The organism is Pseudoalteromonas sp. FUC4 (assembly GCF_008370255.1).
Taxonomy (GTDB): Bacteria; Pseudomonadota; Gammaproteobacteria; order Enterobacterales; family Alteromonadaceae; genus Pseudoalteromonas.
Genome location: NZ_SEUI01000006.1, coordinates 233,791 through 253,030, shown reverse-complemented (window position 1 = coordinate 253,030; position 19,240 = coordinate 233,791). Strand labels below are relative to the sequence as shown.

9 protein-coding genes, 4 tRNA genes, 2 rRNA genes and 1 pseudogene are annotated in these 19,240 nt (G+C 43.0%); 1 reads left to right on the top strand and 15 read right to left on the bottom strand.

Annotated features, from left to right (window positions below):
• The 9 genes from EU510_RS17345 to rph all read right to left on the bottom strand — a co-directional run.
• A 23S ribosomal RNA gene (locus EU510_RS17345) occupies positions 1 to 161 on the bottom strand; the annotation flags it as partial.
• A gap of 305 nt (positions 162 to 466) precedes the next feature.
• Positions 467 to 542 (bottom strand) — tRNA-Ala (locus EU510_RS17340).
• Between the two features lie 50 nt (positions 543 to 592).
• Positions 593 to 669, bottom strand: a tRNA-Ile gene (locus EU510_RS17335).
• 47 nt (positions 670 to 716) lie between these two features.
• Positions 717 to 792: transfer RNA gene (locus tag EU510_RS17330), tRNA-Ala, on the bottom strand.
• 50 nt (positions 793 to 842) lie between these two features.
• Positions 843 to 919: transfer RNA gene (locus EU510_RS17325), tRNA-Ile, on the bottom strand.
• Between the two features lie 245 nt (positions 920 to 1,164).
• Positions 1,165 to 2,697 (bottom strand): 16S ribosomal RNA (locus EU510_RS17320).
• Positions 2,698 to 3,270: 573 nt separating this feature from the next.
• A complete protein-coding gene (locus EU510_RS17315; protein ID WP_002958892.1) occupies positions 3,271 to 3,651 on the bottom strand; it encodes a diacylglycerol kinase in 381 nt (126 codons plus the stop codon).
• 56 nt (positions 3,652 to 3,707) lie between these two features.
• Positions 3,708 to 4,355: an orotate phosphoribosyltransferase gene (gene pyrE / locus EU510_RS17310; RefSeq protein ID WP_149594510.1), complete on the bottom strand. Its 648-nt coding sequence runs from the start codon at positions 4,353 to 4,355 to the stop codon at positions 3,708 to 3,710.
• Between the two features lie 18 nt (positions 4,356 to 4,373).
• Positions 4,374 to 5,087 (bottom strand): ribonuclease PH, encoded by a 714-nt coding sequence (gene rph / locus EU510_RS17305; RefSeq protein ID WP_002958890.1) that lies wholly within the window; start codon positions 5,085 to 5,087, stop codon positions 4,374 to 4,376.
• Positions 5,088 to 5,266: 179 nt separating this feature from the next.
• On the opposite strand from rph, the gene EU510_RS17300 reads away from it, so the two are divergent.
• Positions 5,267 to 6,127, top strand: a complete 861-nt coding sequence (locus EU510_RS17300) for a YicC/YloC family endoribonuclease (RefSeq protein WP_149594509.1) — start codon at positions 5,267 to 5,269, stop codon at positions 6,125 to 6,127.
• A gap of 139 nt (positions 6,128 to 6,266) precedes the next feature.
• Here EU510_RS17300 and tuf read toward each other — a convergent pair.
• The 6 genes and pseudogenes from tuf to rpoB all read right to left on the bottom strand — a co-directional run.
• Positions 6,267 to 7,376 (bottom strand): annotated as a pseudogene (gene tuf / locus EU510_RS17295) (elongation factor Tu); the annotation flags it as partial.
• A gap of 62 nt (positions 7,377 to 7,438) precedes the next feature.
• The gene (gene fusA, locus EU510_RS17290) at positions 7,439 to 9,553 is read right to left on the bottom strand and encodes an elongation factor G (protein ID WP_149594508.1); all 2,115 of its coding nucleotides are present in this window, start codon (positions 9,551 to 9,553) and stop codon (positions 7,439 to 7,441) included.
• 27 nt (positions 9,554 to 9,580) lie between these two features.
• Positions 9,581 to 10,051 carry a 30S ribosomal protein S7 gene (rpsG, locus tag EU510_RS17285; RefSeq protein ID WP_010555004.1) on the bottom strand — a complete coding sequence of 157 codons (471 nt, stop codon included), beginning with the start codon at positions 10,049 to 10,051 and terminating at the stop codon, positions 9,581 to 9,583.
• 97 nt (positions 10,052 to 10,148) lie between these two features.
• Positions 10,149 to 10,523 (bottom strand): 30S ribosomal protein S12, encoded by a 375-nt coding sequence (gene rpsL, locus EU510_RS17280; RefSeq protein ID WP_002958885.1) that lies wholly within the window; start codon positions 10,521 to 10,523, stop codon positions 10,149 to 10,151.
• Between the two features lie 195 nt (positions 10,524 to 10,718).
• Entirely contained in the window at positions 10,719 to 14,894 is a 4,176-nt protein-coding gene (rpoC, locus tag EU510_RS17275; RefSeq protein WP_149594507.1) for a DNA-directed RNA polymerase subunit beta', read from the bottom strand.
• A 104-nt stretch (positions 14,895 to 14,998) separates the two neighbouring features.
• Positions 14,999 to 19,024, bottom strand: coding sequence for a DNA-directed RNA polymerase subunit beta (rpoB, locus tag EU510_RS17270; protein ID WP_149594506.1), 4,026 nt, complete (start codon positions 19,022 to 19,024; stop codon positions 14,999 to 15,001).
• Positions 19,025 to 19,240 lie beyond the last annotated feature (216 nt).

The window sequence follows — 19,240 nt, the reverse complement described above, 5'->3', positions numbered from 1 at the left end:
TGTATTCAGTTAACGATACCTGCAAGCAGGTGGGTTTCCCCATTCGGAAATCCTAGTCTCAAGCGCTTTTTACTAGCTTGACTAGGCTTATCGCAAGTTAATACGTCCTTCATCGCCTCCAACTGCCAAGGCATCCACCGTGTACGCTTAGTCACTTAACCATACAACCCAAACGGGTCTTTGTTTTGTGACAGTTTAACTTCGCCAGAAGTCAATATTGAATACTAAAGTAGATACCAATCAATCAACGTAAAACGTTAATCAAATGGCACTGAATGGTACTGCTACCATTCTTTTTTTACTTTTGAAAACTCTTGATAAATACAATGTATCTATCAGAATTTTATTATCAGCTTTTCCAAATTTTTAAAGAGCAAGAGATACAAAAACCTCTCAAAATTAAACACACTCTATTCTCAGGCCGTTAATGGCCCGATAAAGAATATTTATTTTTAAGAAGTAAAAGTGGTGGAGCTAAGCAGGATCGAACTGCTGACCTCCTGCGTGCAAGGCAGGCGCTCTCCCAGCTGAGCTATAGCCCCACATATGCTGGTACTTACTGTTTTAACCATCTTCTTGATTAGACAAGAAGTGGTGGGTCTGAGTAGATTTGAACTACCGACCTCACCCTTATCAGGGGTGCGCTCTAACCAGCTGAGCTACAGACCCAAANGTTAATGGCCCGATAAAGAATATTTATTTTTAAGAAGTAAAAGTGGTGGAGCTAAGCAGGATCGAACTGCTGACCTCCTGCGTGCAAGGCAGGCGCTCTCCCAGCTGAGCTATAGCCCCACATATGCTGGTACTTACTGTTTTAACCATCTTCTTGATTAGACAAGAAGTGGTGGGTCTGAGTAGATTTGAACTACCGACCTCACCCTTATCAGGGGTGCGCTCTAACCAGCTGAGCTACAGACCCAAAACAATAAGTGTTGTTCTCTTTACAATAACAATCATCTGTGTGGACACTACGAACAAATAAGTTCTAAATCGTATAAGGAGGTGATCCAGCCCCAGGTTCCCCTAGGGCTACCTTGTTACGACTTCACCCCAGTCATGAATCACTCCGTGGTAAACGTCCTCCCGAGGGTTAGACTATCTACTTCTGGAGCAACCCACTCCCATGGTGTGACGGGCGGTGTGTACAAGGCCCGGGAACGTATTCACCGCGTCATTCTGATACGCGATTACTAGCGTACCTTGTTACGACTTCACCCCAGTCATGAATCACTCCGTGGTAAACGTCCTCCCGAGGGTTAGACTATCTACTTCTGGAGCAACCCACTCCCATGGTGTGACGGGCGGTGTGTACAAGGCCCGGGAACGTATTCACCGCGTCATTCTGATACGCGATTACTAGCGATTCCGACTTCATGGAGTCGAGTTGCAGACTCCAATCCGGACTACGACGCACTTTAAGTGATTCGCTTACTCTCGCGAGTTCGCWGCACTCTGTATGCGCCATTGTAGCACGTGTGTAGCCCTACACGTAAGGGCCATGATGACTTGACGTCGTCCCCACCTTCCTCCGGTTTATCACCGGCAGTCTCCTTAGAGTTCTCAGCATTACCTGCTAGCAACTAAGGATAGGGGTTGCGCTCGTTGCGGGACTTAACCCAACATCTCACAACACGAGCTGACGACAGCCATGCAGCACCTGTATCAGAGTTCCCGAAGGCACCAAACCATCTCTGGTAAGTTCTCTGTATGTCAAGTGTAGGTAAGGTTCTTCGCGTTGCATCGAATTAAACCACATGCTCCACCGCTTGTGCGGGCCCCCGTCAATTCATTTGAGTTTTAACCTTGCGGCCGTACTCCCCAGGCGGTCTACTTAATGCGTTAGCTTTGAAAAACAGARCCGAGGCTCCGAGCTTCTAGTAGACATCGTTTACGGCGTGGACTACCGGGGTATCTAATCCCGTTTGCTCCCCACGCTTTCGTACATGAGCGTCAGTGTTGACCCAGGTGGCTGCCTTCGCCATCGGTATTCCTTCAGATCTCTACGCATTTCACCGCTACACCTGAAATTCTACCACCCTCTATCACACTCTAGTTTGCCAGTTCGAAATGCAGTTCCCAGGTTGAGCCCGGGGCTTTCACATCTCGCTTAACAAACCGCCTGCGTACGCTTTACGCCCAGTAATTCCGATTAACGCTCGCACCCTCCGTATTACCGCGGCTGCTGGCACGGAGTTAGCCGGTGCTTCTTCTGTCAGTAACGTCACASMTRAYGGGTATTAACCACCACGCTTTCCTCCTGACTGAAAGTGCTTTACAACCCGAAGGCCTTCTTCACACACGCGGCATGGCTGCATCAGGCTTGCGCCCATTGTGCAATATTCCCCACTGCTGCCTCCCGTAGGAGTCTGGGCCGTGTCTCAGTCCCAGTGTGGCTGATCATCCTCTCAAACCAGCTAGGGATCGTCGCCTTGGTGAGCCATTACCTCACCAACTAGCTAATCCCACTTGGGCCAATCTAAAGGCGAGAGCCGAAGCCCCCTTTGGTCCGTAGACATTATGCGGTATTAGCAGTCGTTTCCAACTGTTGTCCCCCACCTCAAGGCATGTTCCCAAGCATTACTCACCCGTCCGCCGCTCGTCAGCAAAGTAGCAAGCTACTTTCTGTTACCGCTCGACTTGCATGTGTTAGGCCTGCCGCCAGCGTTCAATCTGAGCCATGATCAAACTCTTCAATTAAAAAGTTTTATGTCTTTCGACAGCTCAATGAATTCTGAATTTTTAATATCTTTCGATATTGAATTGACTGTGCCGAATAATTATCGAAATAACTATTCTGTTGGTCACTCAGTTTCAATTGAGACTCTAATTTTTTTGCCTCATTACTTGCTCAATAAAGAACGAAGTAGTTTGGCTGTTAGAACTCAATCTGTACGAGTGCCCACACAGATGATTGCTTTATATTGTTAAAGAACGTTGCGATGATAGAGTTAAACTTTATCTCGCTAGGGCTGCGCATGTTACGCTTTCCTATTTTTTTGTCAACACTTAAATTTAAACTTTCTAAAAAGATTCAATCTAAGTTTTACTTAACATCCTGAGTAGTTCATGCCTCGCTATGCGTTGGCGTTTCCCGTCTCAGTGGGGTCGCATTATAGGGAGATCCGAAAACAGATCAACCCTTTTTTGAAGAAAACTTGAAATAAAGTGCTGTTCGCTGAGAATTTGAGCTAAACACGTTAAAAACACAACATAACCATCAAATTATTAACAACTAAGGGGGTTTAAACCTATTTTATATTAGAAGTAGAGTTAAACGATCTTCATATAGAGGCTTACACCCCAGATGATCAATACGATCGTTAATGATAGTGTTACGGCTGCAGATCCCATATCTTTGGCCCTACCTGACAATACATGCAGCTCTGTACTTACTCGATCTGTTAATGCTTCAATGGCAGAGTTTAATAATTCAACTATTAATATTATAAGTAGTGAGCTAATTAGTATTGCCCAGTGTAATAGTGATGAAGCAAGCCAAAATGAAATAGGAAATAATATAAGGCTTAATAGTAGCTCTTGCCTAAATGCTGCTTCTTCTTTAAATGCTGCTTTAAAGCCAAGGTAAGAGCAATAGGTTGCTTTGAAAACACGCTTGAGGCCTAAGCCATTTGGTTTTAATACATCTTTCATTAATAAACTCTATGAATGAAGGTCAAAATAAAGCCCCGCACTGCGAGGCTTTTTATTTATGCTACGCCGTATTGATCACGGTAAGCTTTAACTGAGGCTAAATGCTCATCCATTATTGTGCCTTGGCTTTCAAGGTAACTAATAAGATCAGCTAATTTTACAATTGAAATCACTTTGGTATTAAAGTCACGCTCAACTTCTTGAATAGCTGATAATTCAGCTTTACCCTTTTCTTGGCGATCTAACGCAATTAAAACACCACTAAGGTCAGCACCATTTTGTGCAATAATTTCCATTGACTCACGAATCGCAGTACCTGCTGTAATTACATCGTCAACTAGCATAATTTTGCCATTGAGTTCCGAGCCTACTAATGTACCGCCTTCACCATGTGCTTTTTTCTCTTTACGATTAAAACAATAAGGTACATCTTTATCATGATGATCCGCTAAGGCAACCGCTGTTGTTGTCGCTATTGGGATACCTTTGTACGCAGGACCAAATAATACATCGTACTCTATAGCAGAATCTTCGAGTGCCGATGCATAAAAGCGACCTAAACGCGCTAAGTCACGACCTGTATTAAACAAACCAGCATTAAAAAAGTAAGGGCTTGTGCGTCCAGACTTTAATGTAAACTCGCCAAATTTTAACACCTGCTTCTCTAGAGCAAATTCTATAAACTTTTTTTGATAATCTTTCATATCTTGTGGCCTACCTATTTATGCTAATGCTTGCTTTTGTACGTCAATAATTTCGCGAATAGAATGTTTAGCTAAAGTAAGTAACTCATCTAGCTCATCAAAAGAGAAAGGTTCGCCTTCAGCTGTACCTTGAATTTCAATAATTTTACCTGTTTCGGTTAAAATTACGTTCATATCAGTCTCAGCAGCTGAATCTTCTATATACTCTAAATCGCTAATTGCTTGACCTTTGTATATGCCTACTGAAATAGCCGCAATCATATGCTTAAGTGGGTTTGAGTTAATCATACCTTTAGCACGCATATGCGTTAGTGCATCAACTAGTGCAACACATGCGCCACTTATAGAAGCAGTACGTGTACCGCCATCTGCTTGGATTACATCACAGTCGATAGTGATTGTGTTTTCGCCAAGTGCTTTTAAATCAACAGCAGCACGAAGTGCACGTGCAATTAAGCGTTGAATTTCCATAGTACGACCGCCCTGCTTACCACGTGCAGCTTCTCGAGCATTACGCGTATGCGTTGCTCGCGGTAACATACCGTATTCAGCATTGATCCAACCTTTACCCTGGCCTTTCATGAAACGAGGAACGCCCGATTCAACAGTAGCTGTACAAAGTACTTTGGTGTTACCAAACTCAACAAGTACTGAGCCTTCAGCATGCAAAGTATAATTACGTGTAAACGTAACAGGTCTAATTTGGTTAGGTGTTCTTTCGCTTGGACGCATTGACGATCCCCTTAATTCAGAATTTGCGACATTATAAGTGTATGTGGGTGTAGATACCATGTTGATTTAAATAAATAGCTGTATGCAAAATATTCAGTGTATTAAATTTTCCCTAGAGCTTAAGCAGTGTTACGGTATAATCATCATAATATTGTATTTATAAATTTAGGAAAATATCCATGATCCACAGTATGACAGCTTATGCGCGTCGCGAAATAAAAGGCGATTGGGGTACTGGCACTTGGGAAGTTCGCTCAGTAAACCAGCGTTACCTTGAAACATTTATACGCGCACCAGAGCAATTTCGTGGCATGGAGCCAGTTATTCGTGAGCGTTTACGTAAGCACTTACAACGCGGTAAAGTTGAAGTTTTTTTAAAGTTTGTAGCAAACCCAGCCCACGTTGGCGAGCTATCAATTAACCAAGCCCTTGCTGAACAACTAATAAATAGCGCTAAATGGGTTCAACAACAAAGTAATGGTGATATTAACCCTGTTGATATATTACGTTGGCCTGGCGTTATGGAAGCAGAAGAGCTTGATATGGATAGCGTTAATACAGCATTAATAGCTGGTCTTGATCAAGTAATCGAAGATTTTAAATCTGCACGTGGCGATGAAGGTGCAAACCTTGAAGAAATGATAGCAATACGCCTTGATGCAATTCTAGAGCAAGTAGAAACTGTAGAAACGCATATGCCTGAGATTGCTAAATGGCAGCGTGAAAAACTGGCTCAAAAGCTAGAAGACTTAACAGCAAACATCGACGAATCACGCCTTGAACAAGAACTTATTTACCTTGCGCAAAAACAAGATGTGGCTGAAGAGTTAGATCGCTTAAAGTCTCACGTTAAAGAAACTAAAAAAATCCTTAAAAAAGGTGGCGCATGTGGTCGCCGCTTAGATTTTATGATGCAAGAATTTAATCGTGAAGCTAACACGCTAGCATCTAAATCTATCAATAGCGATATTACTACTGCAGCCGTAGAGCTAAAAGTACTAATTGAACAAATGCGTGAGCAAATACAAAATATTGAATAGTTTTCAGCTAAGTATGACACATTCATAACTTATCAAAACCCGAGCTTAGCTCGGGTTTTTAGTAATATCACTAATGATACTTTGAGTATTGTTACCAAGTATCTTCACCTAAGGTTAAAGCGGCATCTTAAATCGTACTTTCCATCGCGATTGGTGCGATTAGAGTTACTGTCATCTTGATGTTATCACCAGGCATTACCATTTCTACGCCTTCTGGTAACTGTACGTCACCAGTTACGTCAGTTGTACGGAAGTAGAACTGTGGACGGTAACCTTTGAAGAATGGAGTATGACGACCACCTTCATCTTTAGAAAGTACGTATACTTCTGAAGTGAATGTAGTATGTGGGTTGATTGAACCAGGCTTAGCTAGTACTTGACCACGTTCAACGTCTTCACGCTTAGTACCACGTAGAAGTGCACCAATGTTCTCACCAGCACGACCTTCGTCAAGAAGCTTACGGAACATTTCAACACCAGTACAAGTAGACTTAGTAGTCTCTTTGATACCAACGATTTCAACTTCGTCATTYACGTTGATGATACCMGCTTCAACACGACCAGTTACAACAGTACCACGGCCTTGGATTGAGAAAACGTCTTCGATAGGCATGATGAATGGCTTATCGATGTCACGCTCTGGCTCTGGGATGTAAGAATCAAGTGCATTTGCAAGCTCAACAATCTTATCTTCCCACTCTTTCTCGCCTTCTAACGCTTTAAGCGCAGAACCAGCGATTAGAGGTAAGTCATCACCTGGGAAATCGTATTCAGAAAGAAGTTCACGAACTTCCATTTCTACTAGTTCAAGTAGCTCTTCGTCATCWACCATGTCACATTTGTTCATGAACACAACGATGTAAGGAACGCCAACTTGACGAGAAAGAAGGATGTGCTCACGTGTTTGTGGCATAGGGCCATCTGTCGCAGCAACTACTAAGATCGCGCCGTCCATTTGAGCAGCACCAGTGATCATGTTTTTAACATAATCGGCGTGACCAGGACAATCTACGTGTGCGTAGTGACGTGTAGGTGTATCGTATTCAACGTGAGACGTTGAAATAGTGATACCACGTTCGCGCTCTTCTGGAGCGTTATCGATTGATGCGAAATCTTTAGCAACACCGCCGTATACTTTTGCAAGTACGTTAGTGATTGCTGCAGTTAGTGTAGTTTTACCGTGGTCAACGTGGCCGATTGTACCAACGTTTACGTGCGGTTTTACGCGTTCAAACTTTTCTTTTGCCATCTTAAAAAATTCCTAATAAAGAAATTAAAGCCTGACTCACTATTGAGCCAGACAAGCTAAAATTATATAACAGCGCGAGCTGAAATTATTGTATCTGCAACATTTTTAGAGGCTTCAGCGTACTTCACAAACTCCATAGAGTATGAGGCACGGCCCTGTGTTGCAGATCGTAAAGCAGTTGCATAACCAAACATTTCAGAAAGAGGAACTTGCGCATTAATTTGCTTAAGTCCACCTAAAGCATCTTCCATGCCTTCGATTATGCCGCGGCGACGGTTTAAGTCGCCAACTACATCACCCATATTTGAATCAGGAGTGAGTACTTCAACCTTCATTACTGGCTCTAAAAGTACAGGGTTAGCTTCAAGCGCCCCGTTTTTCATTGCCAGTGAACCTGCTATTTTAAATGCCATTTCATTCGAATCTACATCATGGAATGAACCATCATATAAAGTCGCTTTAACGCCAAGTAATGGGTAGCCTGCCAGTACACCTTGAGACATTTGCTCTTGGATACCTTTGTCTACCGCAGGAACGAACTCTTTAGGAACTGAACCACCTACGGTTTCGTTAACGAACTCGTAAATTGGTGACTCATCATCCGTAATATCCATCGGTTCAAGTTTAATCCAAACGTGTCCATATTGGCCACGACCACCTGACTGACGTATAAACTTCCCTTCAACCTTAACAGTCGAACGAATAGCTTCTCGGTATGAGACCTGCGGCTTACCAACGTTACATTCAACACTGAATTCACGTTTCATACGGTCGACGATGATATCTAGGTGAAGTTCACCCATACCAGAGATTATAACCTGGCCTGATTCTTCGTCAGTTTGTACGCGAAAAGAAGGATCTTCAGCAGCTAGTTTACCTAGTGCAATACCCATCTTATCTTGGTCAGCTATAGTGCGAGGCTCAACCGCAATAGAGATTACTGGTTCTGGGAATTCCATACGCTCAAGCGTAATAATAGAACTCGGATCACACAGTGTTTCACCTGTTGTTACGTCTTTAAGACCAATAGCTGCCGCGATGTCGCCTGCGAAAACTTCTTTGATCTCTTCACGAGAGTTTGAATGCATCTGTACGATACGGCCAAGTCGCTCACGCTTACTTTTTACTGGATTATATACCGTGTCACCCTGTTTAACAGTACCAGAGTAAACACGGAAAAAGGTCAAGGTGCCAACAAACGGGTCTGTTGCAATCTTAAAAGCGAGTGCAGCAAACGGCGCTTTATCATTAGCTGGACGTTCTTCCTCAGTACCATTTTCTAAGATACCTTGGATTTGTTTCACTTGCTCTGGTGACGGCATATATTCAACAACGCCATCAAGCACAGCTTGAACGCCTTTGTTTTTAAATGCGCTACCACAAGTAACTGGAACAATCTCATTGGCTAATGTTCGTTGGCGTAAAGCATTTTTAATTTCTGCTTCACTTAACTCTTCACCTTCTAAGTATTTATCCATTAGTTCTTCTGTTGCTTCAGCAGCGCTTTCAACTAAATGAGAGCGCCATTCTTGTGCTAATTCCAGAAGTTCTGCCGGTATTGCCTCATAAGTGAAAGTCATACCCTGGTCCGCTTCGTTCCAGTTAATCACTTTCATTTTTATAAGGTCAATAACACCTTTAAAGTCGTCCTCAGCGCCTACAGGCAACTGAATTGGAACAGGCGTTGCTCCAAGACGAGATTTCACCTGGCTGACCACAGCTAAGAAGTCTGCGCCCGTGCGATCCATTTTATTTACGAAGATCATTCTCGGAACTTCGTATTTGTTCGCTTGACGCCAAACTGTCTCAGTTTGCGGCTGTACACCAGATGAAGCACAAAGAACAACTACCGCACCATCTAGTACGCGTAAAGAACGCTCTACTTCGATAGTGAAATCTACGTGTCCTGGAGTATCAATAATATTGATACGATGGGCGTCAAATTGAGCGTCCATCCCTTTCCAAAAACACGTTGTTGCAGCAGAAGTGATTGTGATACCACGCTCTTGTTCCTGCTCCATCCAATCCATAGTTGCAGCGCCATCATGTACTTCACCGATCTTATGAGAAAGACCTGTGTAGAACAGAACACGTTCTGTTGTGGTGGTTTTGCCTGCATCTACGTGAGCAACAATACCTATATTACGATAGCGCTCAAGTGGAGTTGTACGTGCCATATGATCCTCTTAAAGGTTAAAGACAGATTACCAACGGTAATGAGCGAATGCTTTATTCGCTTCAGCCATACGGTGAACGTCTTCACGCTTCTTAACCGCAGTGCCTTTATTATCAGAAGCGTCAACGATTTCTTGAGCTAAACGTAAGCCCATAGATTTTTCGCCACGCTTACGTGCAGCGTCTACTAACCAACGCATACCTAATGCGTTACGACGAACTGGACGTACTTCAACTGGTACTTGATAAGTTGAACCACCAACACGGCGAGATTTAACCTCTACCTGTGGGCGGATGTTATCAAGTGCAGTTTCAAAGATTTCTAGGTGCGACTTGCCTGATTTCTCAGCAGCCACGTCTAGCGCACCATAAACAATTTTTTCAGCAGTAGATTTCTTGCCGTCTAACATCACGATGTTAACGAATTTAGCAAGAAGTTCCGATCCGAACTTAGGATCTGGAAGAATTTTACGTTGACCGATTACGCGTCTTCTAGGCATTTTGTATCTCCGGTTTATTCAGGTTTGCTCTTTCGAGTCAATCACCCAAAACAATAATTATAAATATTTAGTGCTTGGCCTTACTAACGGAATACAATTACCCTTTAGGGCGTTTTGCACCGTATTTAGAACGAGCTTGACGACGATCGCTAACGCCTGCACAGTCAAGTGCACCACGAACAGTGTGAAAACGCACACCTGGTAAATCTTTAACACGACCACCACGGATTAGGATTACACTATGCTCTTGAAGGTTATGACCTTCACCGCCAATGTATGAAGTTACTTCGAAACCGTTAGTTAAACGTACACGTGCTACTTTACGTAACGCCGAGTTTGGTTTCTTAGGTGTAGTTGTATATACGCGAGTACATACACCGCGCTTTTGCGGACACGCTTTTAGTGCAGCTGAGTTACTTTTCGTAACCTTGCTACGGCGTGGCTTACGCACTAGCTGGTTAATAGTTGCCATTTAAATAGCTCCTGAAATTAAAATTACTACTGAAAAAAATAAAAAAATCCGCCCTTTATTTACGAGCCTGCGTTAAGCACACAAGTAAATGGGTGGCGGAATTTTAATGAGCAAAGTTTAACCTGTCAACCTAAACTAATCGTAAGACAGCATATAACTGCCTTACGACCACTTAATCTATTGATTAAGAACAGTTTATTGATTTCCAGACAAATCAGCATTTAGAGCGTCTGTAAGTGCTTGAGTCGCCTCTTCTGCACTTACTGTTTGCTCTTCTACTACAACTTTGCTTTGTTTACGGCGAGCCATACGGTCTTGATGATACGCAAAACCGGTACCGGCTGGGATCAAACGACCCACAATTACGTTTTCTTTAAGACCGCGAAGCTCATCGCTCTTACCATTCACTGCCGCATCTGTAAGAACACGTGTTGTCTCTTGGAAAGACGCTGCAGAGATGAAAGATTCTGTTGCTAGTGATGCTTTTGTGATACCCATTAACTGGATTTCAAACTTAGCTGGTATCTTACCTTGTTTTTCAAGGTCACGGTTTGCGATATTAACGCGCGCCACTTCGATTTGTTCACCGGCTAAGAAGTCAGTATCACCGCCGTGTATGATGGTACATTTACGAATCATCTGACGGATAATTGTTTCAATGTGCTTGTCATTGATCTTAACGCCTTGCAAACGGTAAACCTCTTGCACTTCGTTAACGATGTAGTTAGCAACATGAGTCACACCACGTAGGCGTAAGATGTCATGCGGCGATTCAGGACCATCGGCGATAACTTCACCTTTAGACACTTGCTCACCTTCAAACACGTTAAGTTGACGCCACTTAGGAATCATTTCTTCGTAATGATCGCCTTCTGCTGGAGTTATAACTAAACGTTTCTTACCTTTAGTCTCTTTACCGAAGCTAATAGTACCTGTGATCTCAGCTAAGATAGCTGGCTCTTTAGGCTTACGAGCTTCAAATAAGTCGGCTACGCGTGGTAGACCACCCGTGATATCACGAGTTTTCGAACCTTCTTGTGGTATACGTGCTAACACGTCACCAGGGTTTGCTGTAACGCCGTCAATAACTTCAATCGTAGTGAATGAAGGAAGACGTGTTTCTTGCAGACCGCGCTCTTCACTTTCAATGATAAGCTTAGGTTCTTTAGTATTTACTTTAGCAAGATCTTTAACAACTACACGGGTTAAACCTGTTAGTTCATCAGTCTGTGCTTCAGTATTTGAGTCATCGATGTCGCTAAACGATACTTTTGACTTATGCTCAAGAACGATTGGGTGACTATGCGGGTCCCAAGTAGCAACGATGTCGTTACCTTGAACTTCAGCATTGTCTTGCACTGTTAATACCGCACCATAAGGTACTTTATAACGCTCTTTTTCACGACCATAGCTATCAATGATAGTGATCTCAGTAGAACGTGAGGTAATAACAATCTTACCATCTGTATTTAATACATATTTAGCGTTATGAAGTTTTAATGTACCGTTAGTTTTAACTTGTACATTATTTTCTGCTGACGCCCTTGATGCTGCACCACCGATGTGGAATGTACGCATCGTAAGCTGTGTACCCGGCTCACCGATTGACTGCGCCGCGATAACACCGACTGATTCACCAGCGTTGATGATATGACCACGTGCAAGGTCACGACCATAACACTTAGCACATACACCAAAGTCGTTATCACATGTGATAACAGAGCGTACGCGAACTTCATCTACTGAATGCTCTTCTAAAAGGTCACACAGTTTTTCGTCAAGCATGATATTACGTTCAACAAGTACTGTATTAGTACCTGGAATTACAATATCTTCAGCTACAACACGACCTAAAACACGTTCACGAAGTGCTTCTACAACATCACCACCTTCAATAAGCGGTTTCATTGTTAAGCCATCTTCTGTGCCACAGTCATCTTCATTGATTACCAAATCTTGTGCAACGTCTACTAGACGACGCGTTAGGTAACCCGAGTTAGCTGTTTTAAGTGCAGTATCGGCAAGACCTTTACGCGCACCATGCGTTGAGATGAAGTACTGAAGTACGTTTAGACCTTCACGGAAGTTAGCTGTGATTGGCGTCTCGATGATTGAACCATCTGGACGTGCCATTAGACCACGCATACCCGCCAACTGACGAATCTGTGCAGCACTACCACGAGCACCTGAGTCGGCCATCATAAACACTGAGTTAAATGACGGTTGCTCTACTTCTTCACCTTTAGCATTAATAACTGTATCTTTTGACAAGTTAGACATCATTTCACGTGATAAGTTTTCATTTACACGTGACCAGATATCGATAACTTTATTGTACTTTTCACCAGCCGTTACAAGACCCGATTGGAATTGTTGGTTGATTTCAGTAACTTCAGCTTCAGCTGATTCAATTATCTGTGCTTTAACCGGTGGGATAACTAAGTCATCAATACCGATAGAAACACCTGACTTCATTGCATAATGGAAACCGGTGTACATAACTTGGTCAGCAAACACAACAGTGTCTTTAAGACCTAGACGACGGTAGCACTCATTCAATAAGCTAGAAATCTGCTTTTTACCTAGTGGCTGGTTGATTGACGCAAACGGCATACCAGTTGGTAAAATTAGAGATAGAATTGCACGACCTACAGTTGTATCGATTACAGTAATAGTATCTTCTACTACACCATCTTCGTTTTTAACTGATTGGCTAATACGTACTTTCACGATTGCGTGAAGGTCAGCATTGCCACTACGGTATGCTTTTTCTACTTCTTTTGGATCTTTAAATATCGCGCCTTCGCCTTTAGCGTTAATGCGGTCACGAGTCATGTAATAAAGACCCAATACAACATCCTGTGAAGGAACGATGATTGGCTCACCATTCGCTGGAGATAGAATGTTGTTTGTTGACATCATCAATGCACGAGCTTCAAGCTGCGCTTCGATAGTTAACGGTACGTGTACCGCCATTTGGTCACCATCGAAATCGGCGTTGTAAGCCGCACATACTAATGGATGCAAATGAATCGCTTTACCTTCGATAAGCACAGGCTCAAACGCTTGGATACCCAAACGGTGAAGTGTTGGTGCACGGTTAAGTAATACTGGATGTTCACGAATTACTTCGTCAAGTACATCCCATACTTCCGGAACTTCACGTTCAACCATCTTCTTAGCTGCTTTGATTGTCGTAGCCATGCCGCGACGCTCTAATTTGCCATAGATGAATGGTTTAAATAGCTCTAGTGCCATCTTCTTAGGAAGACCACATTGGTGAAGCTTAAGTGTAGGACCTACTGTGATAACAGAACGGCCTGAATAATCTACACGCTTACCAAGTAGATTCTGACGGAAACGACCTTGCTTACCCTTGATCATATCAGCAAGAGATTTAAGAGGACGTTTGTTAGAACCTGTAATTGCACGACCACGACGACCGTTATCAAGTAGCGCATCTACCGCTTCTTGTAACATACGTTTTTCGTTGCGTACAATAATGTCTGGTGCTGCTAAATCTAGTAGACGCTTAAGACGGTTGTTACGGTTAATAACACGACGGTAAAGGTCATTTAGATCAGATGTCGCAAAACGACCACCGTCTAATGGTACTAATGGGCGTAGATCTGGTGGCAATACTGGAAGTACTGTCATGATCATCCACTCAGGGTTATTACCTGATTGGTGGAACGATTCCATTAACTTAAGACGTTTAGTGATCTTTTTACGCTTAGTTTCAGAGTTAATTGTTGGTAACTCTTCACGCATTTCAGCAATTAATTGAGCAAGATCGAGTTCACGAAGCAAGTCTAAAACTGCTTCAGCACCCATCTTCGCTTCAAACTCATCGCCATGCTCTTCTAGTGAATCTAAGTATTCTTCTTCACCTAATAGTTGACCGCGCTCAAGCGTTGTCATACCAGGCTCAGTTACTACGAATGATTCGAAGTAAAGAACACGTTCAATATCACGAAGCGTCATATCTAGCATTAAGCCGATACGTGACGGTAATGATTTTAAAAACCATATATGTGCAACTGGGCTCGCAAGGTCGATATGACCCATACGATCGCGTCGCACCTTAGTGAGTGTTACTTCAACGCCACACTTTTCACAGATCACACCACGGTGTTTAAGGCGTTTATATTTACCACATAAACACTCATAATCTTTCACTGGGCCGAAAATACGGGCACAGAATAAGCCGTCGCGCTCAGGCTTGAAAGTACGGTAGTTAATAGTCTCAGGTTTCTTTACTTCACCGTATGACCATGAACGAACCATGTCTGGTGAAGCAAGACCAATGCGAATTGCATCGAATTCTTCGGTCTTATTTTGTTGCTTCAGAAACTTAAGTAAGTCTTTCACCTTAGCTCTCCTGTCGGAGTTAATCTTGAGGACGGATAGTCTCGTCCCTACATTCTATTCAGCCGTAACAGATGCTGCAGCGTTAACTGCAGCATCTAATTGGCTTAATTTTCTTCCAACTCGATGTTGATACCCAGTGAGCGGATTTCTTTCAACAATACGTTGAACGATTCTGGCATACCTGGTTCCATTTTATGGTTACCATCAACGATGTTTTTATACATCTTAGTACGACCGTTCACGTCATCCGATTTCACTGTTAGCATTTCTTGTAGAGTGTAAGCAGCACCGTAAGCTTCAAGTGCCCATACTTCCATCTCACCAAAACGCTGGCCACCGAACTGTGCTTTACCACCCAGCGGCTGCTGAGTAACAAGGCTATAAGAACCAGTAGAACGTGCGTGCATCTTATCGTCAACCAAGTGGTTAAGTTTAAGCATGTACATGTAACCAACAGTTACTTGACGTTCAAACTGATCGCCAGTACGGCCATCATAAAGTGTAACCTGACCACTTCGAGGATATCCACCAAGCTCAAGCATGTCTTTGATTTCGTTTTCTTTCGCGCCATCAAATGCAGGAGTAGCTATTGGTAAACCACCTTTTAAGTTTTCAGCTAGACGACGAATTTCGTCATCAGTGAAGCTAGCAATGTCTACAACTTGGCGAGATTCACCAATTTCGTAAGCTTGCTTGATGAATTCACGTAGCTCATGAAGCTCACGTTGTTCTTTCATCATCTCTTCAATACGTTCACCGATACCACGTGCAGCAAGACCCATATGTGTTTCAAGGATCTGACCGATGTTCATACGCGATGGTACACCTAGTGGATTCAATACGATATCTACCGTACGACCTTTGTCATCGTAAGGCATATCTTCTACTGGTACGATAGTCGAGATAACACCTTTGTTACCGTGACGACCCGCCATTTTATCACCCGGTTGGATACGACGTTTAACAGCTAGGTATACTTTAACAATCTTAAGTACGCCTGGTGCTAAATCATCACCCTGAGTAATTTTACGACGTTTGTTTTCAAACTTTTTATCGTATTCAGCTTTAAGCTCATCGTACTGTGCAGCTAGTTGCTCAAGCTCAGCTTGCTTGTCTTCTTCAGCAAGGCTTTGCGTAAGTACTTTTTCAGCATTAAGAGATGAAAGTTTATCTTCATCAAAACCAGCAGCTACAAGTAGCTTGCGTGCACGGTCTAAAACGCCTGCTTCTAAAATACGGAACTCTTCGTTGAAGTCTTTCTTCGCTTCGCGAAGCTGCATGTCTTCAACTTCTAACGCACGCTTATCTTTTTCAACACCATCACGGGTGAAAACTTGCACGTCAATTACAGTACCAGTTACAGAGTTTGGTACACGTAAAGAGCTGTCTTTAACGTCAGATGCTTTTTCGCCGAAGATAGCACGTAGTAGCTTCTCTTCAGGTGTAAGCTGTGTCTCGCCTTTAGGAGTCACTTTACCTACTAGGATATCGCCGCCTTTAACTTCAGCACCAATATATACAACGCCTGATTCATCAAGCTTGCCTAGCGCAGACTCACCCACATTCGGGATATCTGCAGTGATCTCTTCAGGACCTAATTTAGTATCACGGGCAACACACTGTAGTTCTTGAATGTGGATAGTCGTTAGACGATCTTCTTCAACTACGCGCTCTGATAGTAAGATTGAATCCTCGAAGTTGTAACCGTTCCATGGCATGAATGCCACGCGAAGGTTTTGACCAAGGGCTAAGTCACCTAAGTCAGTCGAAGGACCATCTGCTAACACGTCACCACGAGTAACCGGTTCGCCAACCATACAAGTTGGTTTTTGGTTAATACATGTATTTTGGTTAGAACGTGTGTATTTGGTTAAGTTGTAGATGTCGATGCCCGCTTCACCAGGGATGCGTTCTTCTTCATGTACATTTACAACGATGCGACTTGCGTCAGCATACATTACTTCACCACCACGTTTAGCAACGATAGTTACACCAGAGTCTTTCGCTAGTGTTAACTCAATACCAGTACCTACTAACGGTTTATCCGCTTTCAATGTTGGTACTGCTTGACGTTGCATGTTTGAACCCATCAATGCACGGTTAGCATCATCGTGTTCTAGGAACGGGATAAGTGCTGCCGCTACAGAGATCACCTGTTGTGGTGATACATCCATATATTGCTGGTCCATGCGACCCATAAAGGTAGACTCACCTTTGTGGCGACATGGAATAAGTTCATCAACAAACTCATTGGTTTCAGTTAAGTTTGAGTTCGCCTGTGCGATAACAAACTGACCTTCTTCAATGGCTGATAAGTAATCAACTTCATCAGTTACAACACCATCTACCACTTTGCGGTAAGGTGTTTCTAAGAAACCGTAGTCATTTGTACGTGCGTACGTAGACAATGAGTTAATTAGACCAATGTTTGGACCCTCAGGAGTCTCGATTGGACATACGCGACCATAGTGAGTTACGTGAACGTCACGTACTTCAAAGCCTGCGCGTTCACGAGTTAGACCGCCCGGACCTAATGCAGAGATACGACGTTTATGCGTAACTTCTGATAGTGGGTTATTTTGGTCCATAAACTGTGATAACTGAGACGAGCCGAAGAACTCTTTAACCGCTGCCGAAATAGGCTTAGCGTTAATTAGATCTTGTGGCATTATCGCGTCAAGGTCACCTAAGCTTAAACGCTCACGTACAGCACGTTCAACACGTACTAGACCAACACGGAATTGGTTCTCAGCCATTTCGCCAACACTACGTATACGACGGTTGCCTAAGTGATCGATATCATCAACATCGCCTTGACCGTTACGAATAGCAATTAATACCTTCATAACAGACACGATGTCTTCTTTGCTTAATGTGCCTGGGCCTGTGTCTGTATCGTAACCAACACGGCTATTGAACTTCATACGACCTACAGTAGATAAGTCATAACGTTCTTCAGAGAAGAACAAGTTCTGGAATAAGGCTTCAGCCGCGTCTTTCGTCGGTGGCTCGCCTGGGCGCATCATGCGGTAAATTTCTACTAGTGCTTCTAAACGGCTGCTTGAAGAGTCAATGTTCAATGTATTTGACATGTAAGCACCGCTGTCCACTTCATTGATGTATAACGTATCAATTTTAGTGTGACCGGCTTTAACCAATTCAGCCATTAGCTCTAGAGTTAGCTCGTCATTTGCATTTGCAATGACTTCACCAGTTGACTCATCAACATAGTTTTTAGCTACAATACGGCCAATGATGTACTCATGTGGTACTTCTAATTGCTTAATGCCTTTCTTCTCGATGCTCTTGATGTGACGAGCCGTAACACGACGACCGCTTTCAACAAATACTTCACCGTCTTCGCTCTTGATATCAAAAGCGGCAGTTTCACCACGTAAACGCGAAGGTACAAGTTCCATAAGAACTTTACCATTCGTTACTTCAAACGTAGTGTTATCGAAGAACATATCTAGGATTTCTTCGCTAGAATACTCTAGTGCACGTAGGATGATAGACGCCGGTAATTTACGACGGCGGTCAATACGTACATATAAGTTATCTTTTGCATCAAATTCGAAGTCTAACCATGAACCACGGTAAGGAATAACGCGTGCGTTATATAATACTTTACCTGATGAATGAGTTTTACCGCGGTCGTTATCAAAGAATACACCAGGGCTACGGTGTAGCTGAGAAACGATAACACGCTCTGTACCATTGATTACAAAGGTACCGGTATCTGTCATGAGCGGAATTTCGCCCATGTAAACTTCTTGCTCTTTAATGTCTTTAACTGTGCCTGGAGCTTCTTTGTCCATAACGATAAGGCGAAGTTTCACGCGAAGTGGAGCAGAATAAGTCACACCGCGAATTTGACATTCTTTTACATCGAAAACTGGCTCACCAATACGGTAACTTACGTATTGAAGCTCAGAATTTCCCGAGTAGCTTTTAATAGGGAACACAGAACGGAAGGCAGCTTCCAAACCATGATCACCATCAGCGTCCGGCACTAAGAATTTTTTAAACGATTCTAACTGTGTAGACAGTAAAAAAGGTATATCCAAAACTTGTGGACGTTTACCAAAATCCTTACGGATACGTTTCTTTTCAGAATAAGAGTAAGCCATGGGGTTCCTCAGCTTGCTGATCTTTGACCCGACCTGTTCTTGTAAGAACAGACTTAACTGGCAGCTATGCCAAGATTTTACAACATTTAACTGTTGTTCTAATTAGATCCCACTTTAACACTAGCAAACTATAAAGCGTTGAAAGTAAAGAAAAAATCAGATTTTATTTGCGCTAAAAGAGTGCATCACTCTATAGCGCAAAAAGGCCGGTGATTA

Bases quoted from the DNA above. Each gene is read 5' to 3' on its own strand.
- rph (WP_002958890.1), bottom strand. From the start codon at position 5,087: ATGCGTCCAAGCGAAAGAACACCTAACCAAATTAGACCTGTTACGTTT.
- rpsL (WP_002958885.1), bottom strand. From the start codon at position 10,523: ATGGCAACTATTAACCAGCTAGTGCGTAAGCCACGCCGTAGCAAGGTT.
- fusA (WP_149594508.1), bottom strand. From the start codon at position 9,553: ATGGCACGTACAACTCCACTTGAGCGCTATCGTAATATAGGTATTGTT.
- pyrE (WP_149594510.1), bottom strand. From the start codon at position 4,355: ATGAAAGATTATCAAAAAAAGTTTATAGAATTTGCTCTAGAGAAGCAG.
- rpoB (WP_149594506.1), bottom strand. From the start codon at position 19,024: ATGGCTTACTCTTATTCTGAAAAGAAACGTATCCGTAAGGATTTTGGT.
- rpsG (WP_010555004.1), bottom strand. From the start codon at position 10,051: ATGCCTAGAAGACGCGTAATCGGTCAACGTAAAATTCTTCCAGATCCT.
- EU510_RS17300 (WP_149594509.1), top strand. From the start codon at position 5,267: ATGATCCACAGTATGACAGCTTATGCGCGTCGCGAAATAAAAGGCGAT.
- EU510_RS17315 (WP_002958892.1), bottom strand. From the start codon at position 3,651: ATGAAAGATGTATTAAAACCAAATGGCTTAGGCCTCAAGCGTGTTTTC.